At 73.0% G+C, this 17,781-nt stretch carries 22 protein-coding genes; 18 read left to right on the forward strand and 4 right to left on the reverse strand.

Features of this window, described 5'->3' with window-relative positions; genetic code table 11:
- Positions 1-14: 14 nt before the first annotated feature.
- The 8 genes from FJ694_RS17905 to FJ694_RS17940 all read left to right on the forward strand — a co-directional run bounded on the left by FJ694_RS17905 (position 15) and on the right by FJ694_RS17940 (position 5,062).
- Positions 15-431 carry a VOC family protein gene (locus tag FJ694_RS17905; RefSeq protein ID WP_157268612.1) on the forward strand — a complete coding sequence of 139 codons (417 nt, stop codon included), beginning with the start codon at positions 15-17 and terminating at the stop codon, positions 429-431.
- Positions 403-1,197 carry an aliphatic sulfonate ABC transporter permease SsuC gene (gene ssuC / locus FJ694_RS17910; protein WP_157268613.1) on the forward strand — a complete coding sequence of 265 codons (795 nt, stop codon included), beginning with the start codon at positions 403-405 and terminating at the stop codon, positions 1,195-1,197. Before FJ694_RS17905 ends, ssuC begins: the two co-directional genes overlap by 29 nt.
- Positions 1,198-1,240: 43 nt before the next feature.
- A complete protein-coding gene (locus tag FJ694_RS17915) occupies positions 1,241-2,092 on the forward strand; it encodes an ATP-binding cassette domain-containing protein (RefSeq protein ID WP_232540091.1) in 852 nt (283 codons plus the stop codon).
- The gene (locus tag FJ694_RS17920; protein WP_157268615.1) at positions 2,089-2,307 is read left to right on the forward strand and encodes a TOBE domain-containing protein; all 219 of its coding nucleotides are present in this window, start codon (positions 2,089-2,091) and stop codon (positions 2,305-2,307) included. The genes FJ694_RS17915 and FJ694_RS17920 overlap by 4 nt, the downstream gene beginning before the upstream one ends.
- The gene (locus FJ694_RS17925) at positions 2,304-2,609 is read left to right on the forward strand and encodes an alpha/beta hydrolase (RefSeq protein WP_157268616.1); all 306 of its coding nucleotides are present in this window, start codon (positions 2,304-2,306) and stop codon (positions 2,607-2,609) included. Before FJ694_RS17920 ends, FJ694_RS17925 begins: the two co-directional genes overlap by 4 nt.
- 204 nt (positions 2,610-2,813) lie before the next feature.
- Positions 2,814-4,379 carry a sulfatase family protein gene (locus FJ694_RS17930; RefSeq protein WP_157268617.1) on the forward strand — a complete coding sequence of 522 codons (1,566 nt, stop codon included), beginning with the start codon at positions 2,814-2,816 and terminating at the stop codon, positions 4,377-4,379.
- 102 nt (positions 4,380-4,481) lie between these two features.
- Entirely contained in the window at positions 4,482-4,688 is a 207-nt protein-coding gene (locus tag FJ694_RS17935; RefSeq protein ID WP_157268618.1) for a type II toxin-antitoxin system VapB family antitoxin, read from the forward strand.
- Positions 4,685-5,062 carry a type II toxin-antitoxin system VapC family toxin gene (locus FJ694_RS17940; RefSeq protein ID WP_157268619.1) on the forward strand — a complete coding sequence of 126 codons (378 nt, stop codon included), beginning with the start codon at positions 4,685-4,687 and terminating at the stop codon, positions 5,060-5,062. The genes FJ694_RS17935 and FJ694_RS17940 overlap by 4 nt, the downstream gene beginning before the upstream one ends.
- Positions 5,063-5,078: 16 nt before the next feature.
- Here the strand turns inward: FJ694_RS17940 and FJ694_RS17945 are convergent, their stop codons facing one another.
- Positions 5,079-6,035 carry a CysB family HTH-type transcriptional regulator gene (locus FJ694_RS17945; protein ID WP_157268620.1) on the reverse strand — a complete coding sequence of 319 codons (957 nt, stop codon included), beginning with the start codon at positions 6,033-6,035 and terminating at the stop codon, positions 5,079-5,081.
- 217 nt (positions 6,036-6,252) lie between these two features.
- Here FJ694_RS17945 and modA point away from each other — a divergent pair, with 217 nt between their 5' ends.
- From modA to FJ694_RS17980, 7 genes are all read left to right on the forward strand, one after another.
- The gene (gene modA / locus FJ694_RS17950) at positions 6,253-7,068 is read left to right on the forward strand and encodes a molybdate ABC transporter substrate-binding protein (RefSeq protein WP_157268621.1); all 816 of its coding nucleotides are present in this window, start codon (positions 6,253-6,255) and stop codon (positions 7,066-7,068) included.
- Positions 7,065-7,745, forward strand: coding sequence for a molybdate ABC transporter permease subunit (modB, locus tag FJ694_RS17955; RefSeq protein WP_157268622.1), 681 nt, complete (start codon positions 7,065-7,067; stop codon positions 7,743-7,745). The genes modA and modB overlap by 4 nt, the downstream gene beginning before the upstream one ends.
- Positions 7,742-8,836 carry a molybdenum ABC transporter ATP-binding protein gene (modC, locus tag FJ694_RS17960; protein ID WP_157268623.1) on the forward strand — a complete coding sequence of 365 codons (1,095 nt, stop codon included), beginning with the start codon at positions 7,742-7,744 and terminating at the stop codon, positions 8,834-8,836. Before modB ends, modC begins: the two co-directional genes overlap by 4 nt.
- 68 nt (positions 8,837-8,904) lie before the next feature.
- Positions 8,905-9,780 carry a CPBP family glutamic-type intramembrane protease gene (locus tag FJ694_RS17965; protein WP_157268624.1) on the forward strand — a complete coding sequence of 292 codons (876 nt, stop codon included), beginning with the start codon at positions 8,905-8,907 and terminating at the stop codon, positions 9,778-9,780.
- A gap of 119 nt (positions 9,781-9,899) precedes the next feature.
- Entirely contained in the window at positions 9,900-10,982 is a 1,083-nt protein-coding gene (locus tag FJ694_RS17970; protein ID WP_157268625.1) for an RNA methyltransferase, read from the forward strand.
- Positions 10,976-11,629: a DsbA family oxidoreductase gene (locus tag FJ694_RS17975; RefSeq protein WP_157268626.1), complete on the forward strand. Its 654-nt coding sequence runs from the start codon at positions 10,976-10,978 to the stop codon at positions 11,627-11,629. The genes FJ694_RS17970 and FJ694_RS17975 overlap by 7 nt, the downstream gene beginning before the upstream one ends.
- Positions 11,630-11,782: 153 nt before the next feature.
- Complete coding sequence (locus FJ694_RS17980; protein WP_157268627.1) at positions 11,783-12,442, forward strand: peroxiredoxin; 660 nt, start codon at positions 11,783-11,785, stop codon at positions 12,440-12,442.
- Between the two features lie 30 nt (positions 12,443-12,472).
- Here FJ694_RS17980 and FJ694_RS17985 read toward each other — a convergent pair whose 3' ends face one another.
- The 3 genes from FJ694_RS17985 to FJ694_RS17995 form a co-directional block, all read right to left on the reverse strand.
- The gene (locus tag FJ694_RS17985) at positions 12,473-12,895 is read right to left on the reverse strand and encodes a DUF1810 domain-containing protein (RefSeq protein ID WP_157268628.1); all 423 of its coding nucleotides are present in this window, start codon (positions 12,893-12,895) and stop codon (positions 12,473-12,475) included.
- Between the two features lie 40 nt (positions 12,896-12,935).
- Positions 12,936-13,898, reverse strand: a complete 963-nt coding sequence (locus tag FJ694_RS17990) for a DMT family transporter (protein ID WP_157268629.1) — start codon at positions 13,896-13,898, stop codon at positions 12,936-12,938.
- Positions 13,899-13,981: 83 nt separating this feature from the next.
- Positions 13,982-14,668, reverse strand: a complete 687-nt coding sequence (locus FJ694_RS17995) for a helix-turn-helix transcriptional regulator (protein ID WP_157268630.1) — start codon at positions 14,666-14,668, stop codon at positions 13,982-13,984.
- A 308-nt stretch (positions 14,669-14,976) separates the two neighbouring features.
- On the opposite strand from FJ694_RS17995, the gene FJ694_RS18000 reads away from it, so the two are divergent.
- The 3 genes from FJ694_RS18000 to FJ694_RS18010 all read left to right on the forward strand — a co-directional run bounded on the left by FJ694_RS18000 (position 14,977) and on the right by FJ694_RS18010 (position 17,766).
- Entirely contained in the window at positions 14,977-15,588 is a 612-nt protein-coding gene (locus FJ694_RS18000; RefSeq protein WP_157268631.1) for a PEP-CTERM sorting domain-containing protein, read from the forward strand.
- A gap of 118 nt (positions 15,589-15,706) precedes the next feature.
- The gene (locus FJ694_RS18005; RefSeq protein ID WP_157268632.1) at positions 15,707-16,264 is read left to right on the forward strand and encodes a heme NO-binding domain-containing protein; all 558 of its coding nucleotides are present in this window, start codon (positions 15,707-15,709) and stop codon (positions 16,262-16,264) included.
- Entirely contained in the window at positions 16,261-17,766 is a 1,506-nt protein-coding gene (locus FJ694_RS18010; RefSeq protein ID WP_157268633.1) for an ATP-binding protein, read from the forward strand. The genes FJ694_RS18005 and FJ694_RS18010 overlap by 4 nt, the downstream gene beginning before the upstream one ends.
- Positions 17,767-17,781 lie beyond the last annotated feature (15 nt).

Consider the following 17,781-nt stretch of genomic DNA (forward strand, 5'->3'; position numbering starts at 1 on the left):
GGGAGGCGCTGGCCATGACCCGCCCCCTGCTCGATCACGTGCAACTGCCCATGCCGCCCGGTGGCAGTGACGCGGCGCGCCGCTTCTACCGCGACGCGCTGGGGCTGCACGAAGTCGCCGGGCTTTCCTCGCCCGGGCAGCCGTGCGTGCTGCGCTTCGTGCTCGAAGGTTTCATGCTGGACCTGCGCGAGGGCCGCTACACCGGCGTGGCGCCGCAGGCGCACCTGGCGCTGCGGTTCGCCGAGCTGGCGCCGGTGCTGCAGCGGCTGCGCGCCGGCGGGCACCCGGTGGATGCCTGGGCGCTGGCCGACGCGGGCCGCGCCAGCACCGAGGACCCTTTCGGCAACCGGCTGGAGCTCGTCGAGCTCGCGCCGCTGCCGCCGCTTCACGTCAAGGACCACCATGTCACGCAAATCCGCCTCTCCAGCTGAGGCCTGGCGCGCGTTGCTGCCCTGGCTGCTGCCCGCGCTGATCGTGCTGGCCTGGGAGCTGGCCGCGCGCACGGGCTGGCTCTCCAGCCGGGTGCTGCCCGAGCCCTGGGCCGTGCTCACCGCCTTCTTCTCGCTCACGGCGTCGGGCGAGCTGGCGCGCCACGTCGCGGTCAGCACCGGGCGCGCCTTCGCCGGGCTGGCCATCGGCGGCAGCCTGGGCCTTGCGTTCGGGCTGCTCACGGGCAGCTTCCGGCGCGCCGAGACGCTGCTCGACACCACGTTCCAGATGCTGCGCAACATCCCGCCGCTGGCGCTCATCCCGCTGGTGATCCTGTGGTTCGGCATCGGCGAGGGCGCCAAGCTGTTCCTGGTGGCGGTGGCGGTGTTCTTCCCGATCTACCTCAACACCTTCCACGGCATCCGCGCCGTGGACCGCGGGCTCATCGAGATGGCGCGCAGCTACGGGCTGACGGGCTGGGCGCTGTACCGCCACGTCATCCTCCCCGGCGCGCTGCCGTCGATCCTGGTGGGTCTGCGCTTCTCGCTGGGGCTGATGTGGGTGCTGCTGATCGTGGCCGAGACGCTGTCAGCGCAGGCCGGCATCGGCTACATGACCATGAACGCGCGCGAGTTCCTGCAGACCGACGTGGTGCTGGTGGGCATCCTGCTCTACGCCCTGCTGGGCAAGGGCGCCGACCTGGCCGCGCGTGCCCTGGAGCGCTGGTGGTTGCGCTGGCATCCGGCGCACCAGGCGCAGCCGCGGTGAGTGGGCAATGAATCATTTCCGAACCGAACGGGGGAGCCGCGTGATGGCCTTCGAGAGCTTCAAGCTGGGCGGCGTCGCGGCGCGCGCCGATTTCCTGCCGCCGCAAGAAGGCGGCGGCGGGCCGCGGCCGGTGCCGCCGCGCGGCGCCGAAGTCGGCGTCGAGCACCTGAGCAAGGCCTATGGCGGGCAGGCCGTGCTGCGCGACGTGTCGCTGCGGCTGGCGCCAGGCGAGTTCGTCGCCATCGTCGGGCGCAGCGGCTGCGGCAAGAGCACGCTGCTGCGCCAGGTGGCCGGCCTGGAGCAGCCTGACGCCGGGCTGCTGCGCATCCGCGGCGACGACGGCGGCCGGGGCACGCGCATCATGTTCCAGGACGCGCGGTTGCTGCCCTGGAAGAGCGTGCTCGACAACGTGGCGCTGGGCCTGCCGCTGCCCGAAGGTCGCAAGCGCGCGCGGCGCGCGCTGGAGCAGGTCGGCCTGGCGAAGCGGGCCATGGAGTGGCCGGCCGTGCTCTCGGGCGGGCAGCGCCAGCGCGTGGCGCTGGCGCGCGCGCTGGTGCACGAGCCGCGGCTGCTGCTGCTCGACGAGCCGCTGGGGGCGCTGGACGCGCTCACGCGCATCGAGATGCAGCAGCTCATCCACGCGCTGTGGCGCGAGCACGGCTTCACCGCGCTGCTGGTGACGCACGACGTGTCGGAAGCCGTGGCGCTGGCCGACCGCGTGGTGCTGATCGAGCAGCACCGCATCGCCTTCGACGAGGCCGTGCCGCTGCCGCACCCGCGCTCGCGCGCCGACCCCGGCTTCGCCGCCTTCGAGGACCGCGTGCTGCAGCGGCTGCTGCAACCCGCGCCGTCCGCGCTGCGCGCCCACCCTGCTCCAGGAGCCTTCGCCGCATGACCATCACCGCCATCAACGTGCGCAACCAGTTCCGCGGCCGGGTGCGCGAGATCATCGCCGGGCCGGTCGTGTCCGAGGTGGACATCGAGACGGCCGGCGGCTTCATCGTCACCTCCGTCGTCACCAGCCGCTCGGTGCAGGAGCTCGGCCTCGTGCCGGGCAAGGAAGTCATCGCCCTGGTGAAATCGACCGACGTGGCGATCGCGGCGCTGTGACGGACGCACCGCGCCTGCTGATCGTTCCGGGCCTGCGCGACAGCGGCCCGGCCCACTGGCAACCCTGGCTGCGGGTGGCCAGCGACACGGACCGGAGGATGAGCGCGGCCAACGCCCTGGCCTGGGCCATGCGCTGGGGCCTGGAGGCGCACGACCTGGGCGACGCCGGGCATGTCAACGCCGAAGCCGGCTCGGGGCCCTGGCCGCTGGCGCAGCGCTGGGTCGACGGCGCAGCACGGCGCCTGGCCCGGCACGAACGTGCCGGCCGCGCGGCACTGCAGGAGTGGCGCCTCGCCCTTTGACGGCCGTGCCGGAGCGCAGCGCGCGCGGCCGACCCGGGTGCCCGCTGCCCGGCACTTCCCGCCATCCGCGCGTCCCCAGGCACACCCGCCCGCAGGGGGTGGTTGCTTCTGCGAACCGCTTTCACACCCGGTTCACGGCGTGGCCCCAGTGGAGATGCGATGACGCTCCCTCTTGCACAGGCAATGAGTCGAGAAGGAGATGCAATGAGGTTCCTGGGTCGGTCATGGCGAAGCGTGGGGTTTGGGGCGGCATGGGCGCTGGCCTGGGTGGTGGGCCTGGCCGCGCCGGGCCTGGCGGCGGCGCAGCCGCAGGCGCCTCGCGCCAACATCCTGTTCATCCTGGTCGATGACATGGACCTGGCGCTGCTCAAGAACATGCCGCGGCTCAAGAACCTGCTCACCGACCGGGGCGTGGAGTTCCAGAACAACCTCGTCAGCACGCCGCTGTGCTGTCCCTCGCGCGCGGCCACGCTGCGCGGGCAGTTCGCGCACAACACCGGCATGTTCACCAGCCACTGGCCCGACGGCGGCTACCTGAAGTTCAACCGCGACGGGCTGGAGAACTCGACCGTGGCGACCTGGCTGCAGGGCGCGGGCTACCGCACCGCGCTGATCGGCAAGTACATCAACGGCTACCCAAGCACCGAGACCGGGCCGAGCTACATCCCGCCGGGCTGGAACCACTGGTTCGTGCCCAACGGCGGCACGCCCTACGACTCGTACCGCTACCGCGTCAACTTCAACGGCCGCACCCTGAGCTACGGCAGCGACCCGGCCAGCCACATCAACGACGTGCTGCTCGGCCAGGCCAACAGCTTCCTGCGCTCGGCCGCGGCCGACGCGCCGGATAAGCCGTTCTTCCTGTACCTGGCGCCGTACCTGCCGCACGGGCCGGCGATCGCGCCGCCGCGCTACCTCGACCGGCTGCCCGGCATCCGGGCGCCGCGCCCGCCCTCGTTCAACGAGGCCGACATGAGCGACAAGCCGCACTGGGCACAGTTCGTCAAGCCGCTGACGGCCGCCGACATCGCCGACATCGACACCTTCTACCGCAAGCGCCGCCAGTCGATCATGGCCGTGGACGACTTCGTCGCCAGCCTGGTGCGCACGCTGCAGGACACGGGCGAGCTGGCCAACACCTACATCTTCTTCACCTCGGACAACGGCTTCCACCAGGGCCAGCACCGGCTCAAGGCCGGCAAGGGCTGGCCCTACGAGGAGGACATCCGCGTGCCGCTGATCGTGCGCGGTCCGGGCATCCCGGCCGGGCGCAAGGTGGCGCAGCTCAGCGGCAACGTCGATTACGCGCCCACCTTCGCCGCCATTGCCGGCATCCAGCCGCCCGACTTCGTGGACGGGCGCTCGCTGCTGCCCCTCTTCAGCGGCGCGGCGCCGGCGCGCTGGCGCCAGGTCTTCCTGCTGGAGGGCCCGACCAGCAGCGAGGGCTCCGGCGCCGAGATGGTGACCGAGGCCAGCCTGCTGGAGCCCAAGGACGCGCAAGCCGCCGCGGCCGAAGCCGCGCCCAAGGTGTGGAAGAACCACATCTACCGCGGCCTGCGCATCCAGTCGAACCACACCTTCACGCGCTACGAGAACGGCGACGGCGAGTTCTACGACATGAACCTGGACCCGTTCCAGCTCACCAACCGCTACAGGACGATGCCCGCCGGCCTCAAGGCCGCGCTCAATGCCCAGCTCACCACGCTGCGCGGCGCCGCGGGCCAGGCGCTGCGCAACGCCGAGGAGACGCTGCCGGCGGCGCTGCGCTGAGGCCGGCCTGCGCCCGCTCCCCCACCAGGTCCGTCACCACGGATCGCCCGATGCTATCTTTGATGCAGTTTTGCATCACGCCAGATGCGCAGGAGGCGGCCCATGCGGACCACGGTGACGATCGATGACGAGCTCTACGCCCGGGCGCTGGAGCTGGCGGACCCGGCCATGGACAAGGCCGACCTGTTCCGCGAAGCGGTCAAGACCTTCGTGCGGGTCCAGGCGGCCAAGCGCCTGGCCGCCCTGGGCGGCAGCGCGCTCGACATGGAAGACGTGCCGCGCCGCCGCGAGCCGAGTCCCGCGCCGTGAACGTGCTGGTGGACACGTCGGTGTGGGTGCACCACTTCCGGCACGGCGAGCCGGCACTGGCGCAATTGCTTCAGGCGGACCGAGTCCTGGTCCATCCGCTGGTCCTGGGCGAGATCGCCTGCGGCACGCCGCCGGCGCGTGAACGCACGCTGCAGTGGCTGGCCCAGCAGCAGGCCCCGGCCCAGGCCAGCCTGCAGGAAGTCCTGTTGCTGATCGAGCGCGAGCAGCTGTTCGGGCGGGGCTGCGGCCTGGTGGACCTGACGCTGCTGGCATCGGCGCTGCTGACGCCAGGCGCCTCCTTGTGGACCCGCGACGCAGGCCTGCAAAGGCTGGCCCAGCGCCTGGATGTCGCCTGGCCGACGGCGGCGCACTGACGCGGCGCCCTCGGTCCTACAGCCCCGCATCCTCCCCCGGCAGCGCCGCCATGGCGCGCTGCACCTGCTCGCGAGAGAGCGGCGGGGCGAAGGTCTGGATGAAGTCGAAGACGAAGCCGCGCAGGAAGCTGCCGCGGCGCACGGCCAGCCGCGTCATGTTGGCGGCGAACAGGTGCCGCGCATCGACCACCTTCAGCGCCGTGTCGCGCGCCTCGTCGCAGGCAATGGCCGCGATGATGCCCACGCCCATGCCCAGCTCGACGTAGGTCTTGATCACGTCGGCGTCCATGGCCGAGAGCACCACGTCGAAGTTGAGCTGCCGGCGCGCGAAGGCCTCGTCGATGTGGCTGCGCCCGGTGTAGCCGGGCTCGTAGGTGACGATCGGGAAAGCCGCCAGCCGCTCCAGCGTCAGCGCCGCGCCGGCTTCGGCATCGTGCGCCAGCGGGTGGTCCGGCGGCACGATCACGGCGTGGGTCCAGGAGTAGCACGGCAGCGCCACCAGGTCGGCATAGCCGGCCAGCGCCTCGGTGGCCACGCCGATGTCGGCCTCGCCCGACAGCAGCAGCTCCGCCACCTGCTGCGGCGTGCCCTGCTTCAGCCGCAGCGCCACCTGGGGGTAGCGCCGGCTGAAGTCGCGCACCGCGTCGGGCAGCGCGTAGCGCGCCTGCGAGTGCGTGGCGGCGATGGTCAGCGTGCCCTTGCCCTGCGCCGCGAACTCCTGGCCGGCGCAGCGGATGTTGTGCGCCTCCTGCAGCAGCCGCTCGATCATCGGCAGCACCGTCTCGCCCGGTGGCGTCAGCCCGGTCAGGCGCTTGCCGGCGCGCACGAACAGCTCGATGCCGATCTCCTCCTCCAGCTCGCGGATCTGCCGGCTCACGCCCGGCTGCGAGGTATGCAGCACCTCGGCCACGGTGGTCAGGTTGAAGCCCTGGCGCACGGCTTCGCGCACGGAGCGCAACTGCTGCAGGTTCACGTCTATCGACTCATTCGTTGTGATCGGAAAGCGCCATTTTCAAAGCTGCTTATGCGCTTCCAAGGATTGATTCGGGTTATGCAAATTCAGTTTGCGCATATGTCAGGACGGTTGGTTGGGCACCTGAGTACCGGCGCCCTGGCGCATGGCCCCATCACTGCCCGGCGTTCCGGGTGTTTTCCCGCATCATGGAGCCTTGTTTCAGGGGGGGAACGTCATGCGGGAACCGAAGGGCGTGGTCGCGCTGCTGGGCGGCGCGGTGGTGGCGCTGGCCGGCTTGGCCGGGCACACCGCTGCCCGGGCCGACGAGGTGCTGGTGGCCGTGGCGGCCAACTTCAACGCGCCGCTGGCGCGCATTGCCGAGGGTTTCACGCGCAGCACCGGCCACAAGCTCAAGGCGGCGGCGGCCAGCACCGGCAAGCTCTACGCGCAGATCGGCGCGGGCGCGCCTTTCGAGGTGCTGCTCTCGGCCGACGACGAGACGCCGGCCAGGCTGGAGGCCGAAGGCCATGCCGTGCCGGGCAGCCGTTTCACCTATGCCATCGGCGAGCTGGTCCTTTGGAGCGCGCGGCCCGGGCTGGTGGATGCCGAGGGGGCCGTGCTGGCGTCGGACCGCTTCAGGCACCTGGCCATCGCCAATCCCAAGACCGCCCCTTATGGCCGCGCCGCGATGGAAGTGCTGCGCGCGCGCGGGCTGGAGGCCGGCGTGGCGCCGCGGCTGGTGACGGCCGAGTCCATCGCCCAGGCGCACCAGTTCGTGGCCTCGGGCAACGCCGAATTGGGTTTCGTCGCCTGGTCGCAGCTGTCGGTGCCGGGACAGGCGCCGACGGGCTCGTGGTGGAAGGTGCCGGGAAACCTGCACGCGGAGATCCGCCAGGACGCGGTGCTGCTCAAGCCCGGGCAGGGCCGCCCGGCCGCCGCGGCGCTGCTGGCCTACCTCAAGACCGAGCCGGCGAAAGCCGAGATCCGCGCCTGGGGCTACCGCCTGCCCGGCGACGCGGCCACGCCCGTGAAGGCGCCTGTAAAGCCGTGACGGAGGCCGACTGGAGCGCCGTGCGGCTGACGGCGGCGCTGGCGGCCACGAGCACGCTGCTGCTGCTGCTGGTGGGCACCCCGATGGCCTGGGCGCTGGCGCGCACCCGCTCGCCGCTGAAGCCGTTCTGGGCGGCGCTGGTGGCCATGCCGCTGGTGCTGCCGCCCACCGTGCTGGGCTTCTACCTGCTGCTGTTCATGGGGCCCGGCGGGCCGCTGGGGCAGCTCATGGACGCTCTGGGCTGGCGGCGCCTGCCCTTCACCTTTGGCGGGCTGGTGGTCGCGTCCGTCATCTACTCGCTGCCCTTCGTGGTGCAGCCGCTGCAGCAGGCCTTCGAGGCGATTTCCGAGCGCACGCTGGAGGCGGCGGCCACGCTGCGCGCCGGGCCGCTAGACCGCTTCTTCACGGTGGCGCTGCCGCTGGCACGGCCCGGGCTGCTCACGGCCAGCGTGCTGGGCTTCGCGCACACGGTGGGCGAGTTCGGCGTGGTGCTGATGATCGGCGGCAACATCCCCGGGCAGACGCGGGTGCTGTCGATGGCGGTGTACGACCACGTCGAGGCCGGCGAGCTGGCCGACGCGCACCGCCTGGCCGCCGGCATGGTGGTCTTCGCGCTGGTGGTGCTGGTGGCGCTGTACCTGCTCAACCGCGCGCCGCGCGACGGGAGCCGGGCGTGATCGAGGCGCGGCTGCAACTCGCCCGCCGCGATTTCACGCTGGACGTGGCGTTGACGCTGCCCGGGCGCGGCGTCACGGCGCTGTTCGGGCCGTCGGGCTGCGGCAAGACGACCTGCCTGCGCGCCATCGCCGGGCTGGAGCGCGCCACCGGGCGCGTGGCGCTGGGCGACGCGGTCTGGCAGGACGACGACCGGCGCGTGTTCGTGCCCACGCACCGGCGGCCGCTGGGCTACGTGATCCAGGAGTCGGCGTTGTTCGCGCACCTGGACGTGCAAGGGAACCTGGCCTACGGGCGCAAGCGTGCAGGCGCCGTGGCGCAGCGCCTCGCGCTGGAGCCGGTGATCGAGCTTCTGGGCATCGGCGCGCTGATGAAGCGGCGCGTGGGCACGCTCTCCGGCGGCGAGCGCCAGCGCGTGGCCATCGCGCGGGCGCTGGCCACCGCGCCCGAGATGCTGCTGATGGACGAGCCGCTGGCCGCGCTGGACGCGCCGCGCAAGGCCGAGATCCTGCCGTACCTGGAGCGGCTGCAGCGCGAGCTGGCGCTGCCGATCCTGTACGTCACGCACGCGCTCGACGAGGTGGCGCGGCTGGCCGACCACCTGGTGCTGCTCGAATCCGGCCGGGTGCGCGCCGCCGGGCCGCTGGCCGAGCTGATGGCGCGCACGGACCTGCCGGCGCTCTCCGGCCGCGCCGGCGGCGGCGCGCCGGACGAGGCCGGCGTGGTGATCGACGCCCGGGTGCTGGAGCGCGACGAGGCCTACGGCCTCGTGCGCATCGGCTTCACGGGCGGCGAGCTGTGGGTGGGCGAAGGGCCGAACACCGCCCTCGGCGCCCGGGTGCGCGCGCGGGTGCTGGCGCGCGACGTGAGCCTGGCGCGGGTGCGGCCGCAGGAGAGCAGCATCGTCAACGTGCTGCCCGCGGTGGTGGAGCAGGTGCAGGCCGACCGCAGCACGGCGCTGCTGCAGCTGGGGCTGGCGCACCTGGGCGGCACGCGGCTGCTGGCGCGCATCACGCGGCGCAGCTGCGAGGCGCTGGCGCTGAAGCCCGGCGACGAGGTGTTCGCGCAGGTGAAGGGGGTGGCGTTGATGTAGCGCGCAGCCGCCCGGGCATGCGCCTCGACATCCAGCCTCTTCCCGCCAGAAACAACCCGGAAACCGACATGACCGACCGCTCCGATACCGGCGCCGCACGGCCTCACCCGACCGACGGCATGACGCCGGGCTTTCGCACCCGCTGGATGCGCGCCGTGCTGCTGGGCCTGCCCGGCGTGCTGGTACTGCCGCTGCAATGGACCCGCCTGCCCGTGGAGGCCCTGCCCCCGCCGCTGCAGGAGATGGCGCCGGTCACGCGGGCGCTGCTGTCCATGCTGAACCCGCTGCTGATGCTGCTGCTGATGGCAGCCCTCGGCGCCGCGCTGGCGCACCGTGCCGGGCTGCGCAGCGTGTGGCTGCAGCGCGCGGGCGGCGCGGACGCCGACCCGGCGGCCTCGGCCCGGCTGCGCACGCAACTGCTGTACGCCGCGCTGGCCGGCCTGGCGCTGGCCGTGCTGCTCTACGGCGCCGACCGGGTGCTGCTGCCGCGCCTGGGCGCGCCCGGGGCAGCGCTGCTCGCGCAGCAGGTCGCCGCCGGCGAGGCGGCCGCGCTGACCGCCCTGGCGCTGGGCCTGCTGTACGGGGGCCTCACCGAGGAGGTGATGCTGCGCTGGGGCGTGATGAGCCTGGCGGTGTGGCTCGTGGCCGCGCTGCTGGCGCGGTGGCGGCGCGCGCCGGCGCACGGCGGCGCCGTGGCCTCTCCCGCGCCGCTGGCGGCCTGGACCGGCATCGTGGCCGCGGCCCTGCTGTTCGCCGCCGGCCACCTGCCCGCGCTGGCGCTGGTCACCGATCTCACCCCGGCGCTGCTGGTCCGCACGCTGGGCCTGAACCTGCTTGCCGGCATGCTCTACGGCTGGCTGTTCTGGCGCCACCACCTCGAAAGCGCCATCGTGGCGCATGCATCGACGCACCTGGGATTCGCGGTGCTGCGGCTGGTGGTCTAGGAGCCCATGCGCGGTCTTGCGGGCCCCGCCGCAAGCCCCAGGCGCCGGCTGGCCCGCGCCGCTTGCCTACACTCCCGCCTCCGCGCCCGCCGTACCCACTCCAAAGCAGTTCTCTCCCCATGCGCCTCGACCCCCTGCGCCAGCGCCTGCGCGCCCTGGGCGCGCGCCCCGTCCACGAGCAGCACCTGCTGCGCTGCTGGACGCGCGCGCTGCCGCTGGCCACCACCACCGCTCGCCGCCCCGGGCACTGGCTGCCCGCCGAAGTCCGCGCCGCGCTGCCCGAAGTGCAGGCCGAGCTTGACGGCCTGGCCACGCTGCGCTCCGCCCATCCCGGCGCCGACGGCTCCGTACGGCTGCTGGTCGGCCTCAACGACGGCCAGGCCGTGGAGAGCGTGCTGCTGCCGCGCGGCGGGGTGTGCGTGTCCACGCAGGTCGGCTGCGCCGTGGGCTGCGTGTTCTGCATGACGGGCAAGTCCGGGCTGCTGCGCCAGGTCGGCAGCGCCGAGATCGTGGCGCAGGTGGCCCTGGCACGGTTGCAGCGCGAGGTGAAGCGGGTGGTGTTCATGGGCATGGGCGAGCCCTCGCACAACCTCGACAACGTGCTCGAAGCCATCGAGCTGCTCGGCACCGTAGGCGGCATCGGGCACAAGGAGCTGGTCTTCTCCACCGTCGGCGACGAGCGCGCCTTCGAGCGGCTGCCCACGATGCACGTGAAGCCGGCGCTGGCGCTGTCGCTGCACAGCACCGACGCGGCGCTGCGGGCGAAACTGCTGCCGCGCGCGCCGCGGCTCACGCCCGACGAGCTGGTGGAAGCGGCCGAACGCTACGCGCGCCTGTCGGGCTACCCGATCCAGTTCCAGTGGACGCTGATCGAGGGCGTCAACGACACCGACGCCGAGCTTGCCGGCATCGAGCGGCTGCTCAAGGGCAAGCGCGCGATGATGAATTTGATTCCCTACAACAGCGTGCCCGAGCTGCCGTACCGGCGCCCTGCGGCCGAGCGCGCCGCGGAGATGGCGCGCTGGCTGAACCGGCGCGGCATCTACACCCGGCTGCGCAACTCGGCCGGGCAGGACGTGGACGGCGGCTGCGGCCAGCTGCGCGCCCGCGCCCTGGGCACCGAGGCGGCCGTGGTGCTGCAGCCGCGCCGCGCGCCGGCGCCTTCGCCAGCGCTTTCAAACACACAGGAGTCCGCATGCTGAAGATCGATTTCGTCTCCGACGTCGCCTGCCCCTGGTGCGCCGTCGGCCTGCACGCGCTGGAGCAGGCGCTCGCGAAGCTGCCGGACGTGCCGGCGCAGATTCGCCTGCAGCCCTTCGAGCTGAACCCGGCCATGGGCCCCGAGGGCGAGGACAGCACCGAGCACCTGTCGCGCAAGTACGGCCGCACGGCGGCGCAGCTCGAAGAGACCCGCGCCTACCTGCGCGAGCGCGGCGCCGAGGTGGGCTTCGCCTTCGGCCCGCGCACGCGCATCTGGAACACCTTCGACGCGCACCGCCTGCTGCACTGGGCCGGGCTGGAAGGGCGGCAGCTGGAGCTCAAGCGCGCGCTGCTGCAGGCCTACCAGGGCGACGACCGCAACCCCTCCGACCCGGCCGTGCTGGTGGCCGCCGCGAAGGAGGCCGGGCTGGACGAGGCCGGCGCGCGCAGGGTCATCGAGGACGCCGGCGCCTACGCCGACGAGGTGCGCGCCGCCGAGCGGCACTGGCAGGAGGAAGGCATCCACTCGGTGCCCTCGCTGATCGTCAACGGGCAGTACCTGATCCAGGGCGCGCAGCCGCCCGACGTGCTGGAGCAGGCGCTGCGGCAGATCGCGGCCGAGGAAGAAGACGGTGAAGCGGGTGCGTAAGAGCGCTGGCCGCATGTAAATCTGCGTTTTGCTCCGTTGCGCCGCCCGTGCCGGCGGCGCTAGCTTTCCCGTCCCCGCCACACTTGCCGGGCCCGTTGCGCGCCGCAACCGCCGCGCCGCGCCGCGCGCCCGGCCTCATCCAGGAGGAGAGCCATGAGCCTGCGCATCAACGACATCGCCCCGGACTTCAGCGCCCAGACCACGCACGGGCCGATCCGCTTCCACGAGTGGATCGGCGACGACTGGGCCATCCTGTTCTCGCACCCGAAGGACTTCACGCCGGTGTGCACCACGGAGCTGGGCTACATGGCCCGGATCGAGCCGGAGTTCCGCAAGCGCGGCGCCAAGCTCATCGGGCTGTCCATCGACCCGGTCGATGCCCACGAGCGCTGGGCCGCCGACATCGAGGAGACCCAGGGCTTCAAGCCCAACTACCCCATGATCGGCGACACCGACCTCAACGTCGCCAAGCTCTACAACATGCTGCCCGCGGAGGAGCCCGGCACGTCCGAAGGCCGCACGGCGGCCACCAACGCCACGGTGCGCTCGGTGTTCGTCATCGGCCCGGACAAGAAGATCAAGATGACGATGACCTACCCGATGACGAGCGGGCGCAACTTCGACGAGATCCTGCGCGTGCTCGACTCGATCCAGCTGACCGCGAAGCACAAGGTCGCCACGCCGGCGAACTGGCAGCCGGGGCAGGACGTGATCATTGCCGCCTCGGTCAGCGACGCCGACGCCAAGGCGCTGTTCCCCGAGGGCTGGAAGGCGCCCAAGCCCTACCTGCGCATCGTGCCGCAGCCGAAGTGAGGCGCTGACACGCCGTGCGGGCCCGGCCCCTCAGCGCAGCAGCTCCAGCGTGCGCGCGTCGGGCCCGTCGAAGAACCGCTCCAGCGCCTGCCCGAACATTGGCTCTTCCGGCGCCACCGCCGCGAACAGCGTCATGCAGGAGCGGAATTTCAGGTCGTCGGGCGAATGGAAGATGGCGTGCGCGCCGCGCGGCGGCGGCACGCCCAGCACGAGCGCCGTGCACTCGCGCAGGCGCGGCCCCAGCAGCGCATGCCGCCAGTACGCCAGCGCCTCGTCGCGCCCCGACAGGCCGTAGTGCAGCGCGGTGGCGCTGCGTCCCAGCGCCTTGAGCTGCGGGAACACGAACCACATCCAGTGCGTGCGCTTGTCGCCGGCCGAGAGCTCGGCGCGCACCTGCTCCAGCACGGGGTCTTGCGCGGCGACGAAGCGGTCCAGGTCGAAGGGGTCATTCATGGCGGATCTCCGGGCAAGTGCGGGCCCCGGCCGGCATCGGTCAGGAACCGGCGGGTGACGGTTCTGTCCGGGAGCTTGCCGCATCGCCCCGGCGCCGCCCACCGGCCGAGAGCTCGCCGCGCACGACGGCCAGCACACCCCCCACCACCAGCGCCAGCCCCAGGACAGCCCAGGCCGACGGCCGCTCGCCCACCACGGTCACCGCCAGCCCGAACGCGACCACCGGCTCGGCCAGCGCCAGCGTCACCGCCGAGGCCGCGGCGACGTGGCGCAGCGCATGGCTGAACAGCAGGTAGGCCACGCCGGAGGTCACCACGCCGACGTACAGCACCGCCAGCAGGTCCGCCGCCTGCACGCCGGAGACGCCGCCCGGCGCGCCTGACCCCCACCACGCCGCCGGCAGCGCCAGCGCCGCCGCCACGGCAAAGGCGTGGAAGTTCAGCCCCGCCGGCGTGGTGGCGCGCAGCACGCGCTGGCTCAGCAGCGTGTAGGACGCATAGGACAGGCCCGCGAGCAGGCACAGCGCGATGCCGGCCGGCGCCACGCCGGCGCCGGCATCCGCGCCGCCGGCCAGCGTCATGAGCGCGCCGCCGCCCACGGCCAGCACGGTGCCCAGCCACCACGGCACCGGCGGCACGCGCCGCGCCAGCAGCGACTGCAGCACGCCCGCCCACACCGGCCCGCTGCCCAGCGCGATGGCCGTGCCCACCGCCACGCCGCACAGCCGCACGCCGGCGAAGAAGGCCAGGTTGTAGGCCGCCATGGCCAGCCCCGCGCCCAGCAGCGCCGGCCAGGGCATGGGCTCGCCGGCAGCGGCGTGGCGGCCGGGCCGCTGCGCGGCGAAGCAGGCGCCGAAGAAGGCGGCCGCCACCAGCAGCCGCAGTGCGCCGAACCACAGCGGGCTCAGGGCCCCGGTGGCGAAGGATTGGGCGGTGCCGGTGGTGCCCCACAGGGCGGCGGCGCACAGCACCAGGGCGACGCCGAGCTTGGGTTGCGTGTTCATGGCGCGCAGGATGCGGCGCCGGCGGCGCTGCAAATGTCGAGAAACTCGCGTCCTGCGCGCCGGCGCTGGCGTCGGCGTTGCCCTCAGCGGCCGGCGCGCAGCGTGCGCGCGCCGACGCCGCGCTCGCGCCGCAGCGCGAACGCCAGCGCGCTGGCCGTGGCGTAGCCCACCTGCAGCGCCGCCGCCTCCAGCGACAGCCCCGCGCGCAGCAGCCGCTCGGCGGCGTCGAGCCGGCGCGCGCGCACCCACGCCGCGGGCGCCAGCCCGGTGAGCTCGGCAAAGCGCGCGTGGAAGCGCTGCGGGCTCAGGCAGCACAGCGCGGCCAGGCGCGGCGTGGACCAGTCGCCGGCCGGCGCCGCCGCCACGGCTGCCTCCAGTGCCGCCAGGTCGATGCGTCGGCGCGCCAGCAGCGTGGCGGTGCCGGCCAGCGCGGCGATCACGGCCCCGGCATCGAGCGCTTCGGGCGGCAGGGCCTTCCACTGCGGCGGCGGCACGAAGCGGCGCACGCGCGCCAGGGCGGCCGCCGCCGGCGCGTCGATCACCAGCATCTGCGCCGGCGCCTCGGCCAGGAAGGCATGCGTCACGCCGGCCGGCACGATCAGCGCGCTGGCGGCATCGACGAAGGCGGCATGGCCGTCGAGCTCCAGCTGCAGGCAGCCCCGCAGGCCCACGAGCACCTGCGCGTGGCCGTGCGCATGCGCCGGGTACTCGCCGGCATAGCGGCGCAGCGAGGCCTCGGCGTGGTTCAGGAGGGATGCGGAAGGTTCCATGGGCAAGGCGTTGGCCCCGGATTGTTTCCCAGCCGCCAAGCCGACACGCCGGTGCAGCCTGCCCTTGCGGGCACCCGGCGGGCCGGATGGGCGGCACCGGCGCCGGCACATCCGCGCAAGCCGGTGGTCCTGCGCGCGATGGCATGTCCGATACCCTTGCCAGGGCTGCGCCAGGTCAAGGGGCACGAGCCGGTGAACATGTGTCATTGCCCACTGCGGCATGCACGGTCCGGGCCTCGCGAGCGGTTGCAGCCGGGCACTCGGCGATCCCCCGGGAAACGCCTCCCAGACAACACATCGAGGGAACCATGAAAAAACGTCTTGCAGCACGGCTGCTTTCAGCCGCCGCGCTGGCCACCGTCCTGGCCGCACCGTCCCAGGCAGCCTTCCTGACCATCGACGACAGCGATCCGGACCGGGTCACGATCACGGCCGGCGATTTCGATCTGGACCTGTTCGTCTACGGTGTCTCGCTCAACGCCGGCCCGGGCCGTGTCGGCACCGTTACGCTGCCCGACGACGTCTACGAAATCTCCGGCTACTGGATCGCGCCGAGCGTGGACGCAGACCGCAGCGACACCATGCTGTTCGCATACCCGTCCGACCCTGGCGCCATCTCCAGCTTTGCGGCGTACACCCTGACCGGCCAGCTTGCCGGCCCCGATCCCACGGCCAGCTACAACGCGATCAGCCTGATCGCCGTCGCCGACCAGGGCGTCCTCTTGGGCAGCCCGGGCCTGCAGCCCACCTGGCCTTCCGATGGCAGCGCCCAGGGCTTCACCTGGAACGGCCTCACGTTCACGTTCATCGGCGAGCCGGCAACGGTCGCAGCCGTGCCGGAACCCGGCTCGCTGGCCCTGGTCGCGCTGGGCCTGGGCGCGCTGCCGCTGGCACGCCGCCGCCGCGCCCACCCCGGCTGAGCGGCGGGCGCGCGGACCGAGCCGCGCGAGATGGGCGGTACCACACCCGCTTATCGGCGCTTTGATCCGGCGCAACCCGTGGCATTTTTCCGGGCTTTTGCAGCAGGGATTCAGAGCGATGTACGGACTGGTCAATCGGGCCATCGAGCAGCTGGTGGTGTCCACCGGCGGCGAGGCGGCCTGGCAGCGCGTGTGCCAGCGCGCGGGCATCGGCGCGGAGGGCTTCGTCGCCATGTGTCCGTACGACGACGGCGTGACCTACCGGCTCGTCGGCGCCGTCAGCCAGGAGCTGGGCCAGTCGGCCGAGCAGGTGCTCGAAGCCTTCGGCAACTACTGGGTGCTCTACACCGCCGAGGAAGGCTACGGCGAGCTCATGCACGCCTGCGGCGACGACCTGCGCCAGTTCCTGGACAACCTCAACGAGTTGCACGGCCGCATCGAGACCATCTTTCCCGGGCTGCGTCCGCCGCATTTCGAGGTGCATGACGTGGCGCCCGGCGAGTACCGGGTGCACTACGTGTCCGGGCGCGAGGGCCTGGCGCCGATGGTGGTGGGCCTGCTCAAGGGCCTGGCCCGGCGCTTCGGCCAGTCGGTCGCCATCGAGCAGCTGCCCACCGGCCAGGGCCTGGCCGGGTGCTTCCAGGTGCGCCACCTCGACGCGACGTCCACCGCATGAGCGCGCGGCCGGCGCGGGCTCCGGTGCTCGATGGCGACCGCTTCGGGCGCGCCTTCCCTTTTCACCTGTGGGTGGACTCGTCGCTGTGCCTGCGCAGCGTGGGCAGCGCGCTGGCCAAGGCGCGGCCCGACCTGCTCGCGGGCGACGCGCTCGGCAAGCATTTCGAGGTGCTGCGCCCGCGCAGCGCCGCCGGCGTGGACGACTGGCGCCGCCACGGCAGCGCGCTGTGCACGCTGCGCGCGCACGCGGGCGGCCTGACCCTGCGCGGCAACGCCGAGGTGCTGGACAACGGCAGCGTGCTGCTGCTGGTGTCGCCGGTGCTGGGGTCGCTGGAGCAGATGCGCGAGCACGGCCTGTCCTTCGGCGACTTCGCCAAGCACGACGCCGCCGGCGAGCTGCTGCTGGCGGCGCGCGCCACGCGCCTGTCGGCCGTGGACAGCGAGCGCCTGGCGCAGCGGCTGCAGCTGCGCACGCAGCAGCTGGACTCGATCCTGGAGCTCAGCCGCAACGGCGTGCTCTCCTTCGACGACGCGGGCCGGCTGCTGCACGTCAACGCCGCGGCGCTGGCGCTGCTGGGGCTCGCGCGCGAGGACACGCCGCAGATGACGCTGGAGCGCTTCGACGCGCACCTCGACGCGCTGCTGGAGCCGCCGCAGCGCGGCCAGGCCTGGCTGCGCCGCGCCTCGGCGGCCGCCGAGCTGCCGCGGCTGACGCTTGGGCGCCCGCGCCACACCGTCATCGAGCTTGGCTGCCGCGACGGCGGCCGCGGCGGGCGCAACTTCTACCTGCGCGACGTGACGCGCGAAACCGAGCTCGACCGCATGAAGAGCGAATTCCTGGCCACGGCCGCGCACGAGCTGCGCACGCCGCTGGCCAGCGTCTTCGGCTTCGCCGAGCTGCTGCTGCACCGCAGCACCTTCGGCGAGCGCGAGCGCGAGATGCTGCGCACCATCCACCGCCAGGGCGCGCTCTTGATCGACATCGTCGACGAGCTGCTGGACCTGGCCCGCATCGAGGCCCGCGGCGCCAAGGAGATCGAGCGCGAGCGCTGCCGCGTCGACGACGTGGTGCAGCCGGTCGTCGGGCTGTTCGCCGAGCGCGAGGGCCCGCACCGGCTGAAGGCCCATCCGGCGCACGGCGCGGCCGAGCTGTTCGTGGACCTGCCCAAGAGCCGCCGCGCGCTGACCAACGTGCTGTCCAACGCCTACAAGTACTCGCCGCAGGGCGGCGAGGTCGAGGTGGACACCCTGGCCGGCGAGGTGCGCGGCCGGCCCTGCATCGGGCTGCGCGTGTGCGACCAGGGCCTGGGCATGTCGCCGGACCAGCTGGCGCAGGTCTTCGACCGCTTCTACCGCGCCGACCGCTCCGGCAGCATCCCGGGCTCCGGCCTGGGCATGAGCCTGGTCAAGGACATCGTCGAGCTGCAGGACGGACGGGTGGATGTCGCGAGCGAGCTGGGACAGGGCACCTGCGTGACCCTCTGGCTGCCCTGCGCCGCCTGAACGCCCCGCCCTGCG

This window comes from Azohydromonas aeria (genome assembly GCF_009760915.1).
Lineage (GTDB): Bacteria > Pseudomonadota > Gammaproteobacteria > Burkholderiales > Burkholderiaceae_C > Azohydromonas > Azohydromonas aeria.

Bases quoted from the DNA above. Each gene is read 5' to 3' on its own strand.
- FJ694_RS17905 (WP_157268612.1), top strand. From the start codon at position 15: ATGACCCGCCCCCTGCTCGATCACGTGCAACTGCCCATGCCGCCCGGT.
- ssuC (WP_157268613.1), top strand. From the start codon at position 403: ATGTCACGCAAATCCGCCTCTCCAGCTGAGGCCTGGCGCGCGTTGCTG.
- FJ694_RS17915 (WP_232540091.1), top strand. From the start codon at position 1,241: ATGGCCTTCGAGAGCTTCAAGCTGGGCGGCGTCGCGGCGCGCGCCGAT.
- FJ694_RS17920 (WP_157268615.1), top strand. From the start codon at position 2,089: ATGACCATCACCGCCATCAACGTGCGCAACCAGTTCCGCGGCCGGGTG.
- FJ694_RS17930 (WP_157268617.1), top strand. From the start codon at position 2,814: ATGAGGTTCCTGGGTCGGTCATGGCGAAGCGTGGGGTTTGGGGCGGCA.
- FJ694_RS17935 (WP_157268618.1), top strand. From the start codon at position 4,482: ATGCGGACCACGGTGACGATCGATGACGAGCTCTACGCCCGGGCGCTG.
- modA (WP_157268621.1), top strand. From the start codon at position 6,253: ATGCGGGAACCGAAGGGCGTGGTCGCGCTGCTGGGCGGCGCGGTGGTG.
- FJ694_RS17965 (WP_157268624.1), top strand. From the start codon at position 8,905: ATGACCGACCGCTCCGATACCGGCGCCGCACGGCCTCACCCGACCGAC.
- FJ694_RS17970 (WP_157268625.1), top strand. From the start codon at position 9,900: ATGCGCCTCGACCCCCTGCGCCAGCGCCTGCGCGCCCTGGGCGCGCGC.
- FJ694_RS17975 (WP_157268626.1), top strand. From the start codon at position 10,976: ATGCTGAAGATCGATTTCGTCTCCGACGTCGCCTGCCCCTGGTGCGCC.
- FJ694_RS17980 (WP_157268627.1), top strand. From the start codon at position 11,783: ATGAGCCTGCGCATCAACGACATCGCCCCGGACTTCAGCGCCCAGACC.
- FJ694_RS17985 (WP_157268628.1), bottom strand. From the start codon at position 12,895: ATGAATGACCCCTTCGACCTGGACCGCTTCGTCGCCGCGCAAGACCCC.
- FJ694_RS17990 (WP_157268629.1), bottom strand. From the start codon at position 13,898: ATGAACACGCAACCCAAGCTCGGCGTCGCCCTGGTGCTGTGCGCCGCC.
- FJ694_RS17995 (WP_157268630.1), bottom strand. From the start codon at position 14,668: ATGGAACCTTCCGCATCCCTCCTGAACCACGCCGAGGCCTCGCTGCGC.
- FJ694_RS18000 (WP_157268631.1), top strand. From the start codon at position 14,977: ATGAAAAAACGTCTTGCAGCACGGCTGCTTTCAGCCGCCGCGCTGGCC.
- FJ694_RS18005 (WP_157268632.1), top strand. From the start codon at position 15,707: ATGTACGGACTGGTCAATCGGGCCATCGAGCAGCTGGTGGTGTCCACC.
- FJ694_RS18010 (WP_157268633.1), top strand. From the start codon at position 16,261: ATGAGCGCGCGGCCGGCGCGGGCTCCGGTGCTCGATGGCGACCGCTTC.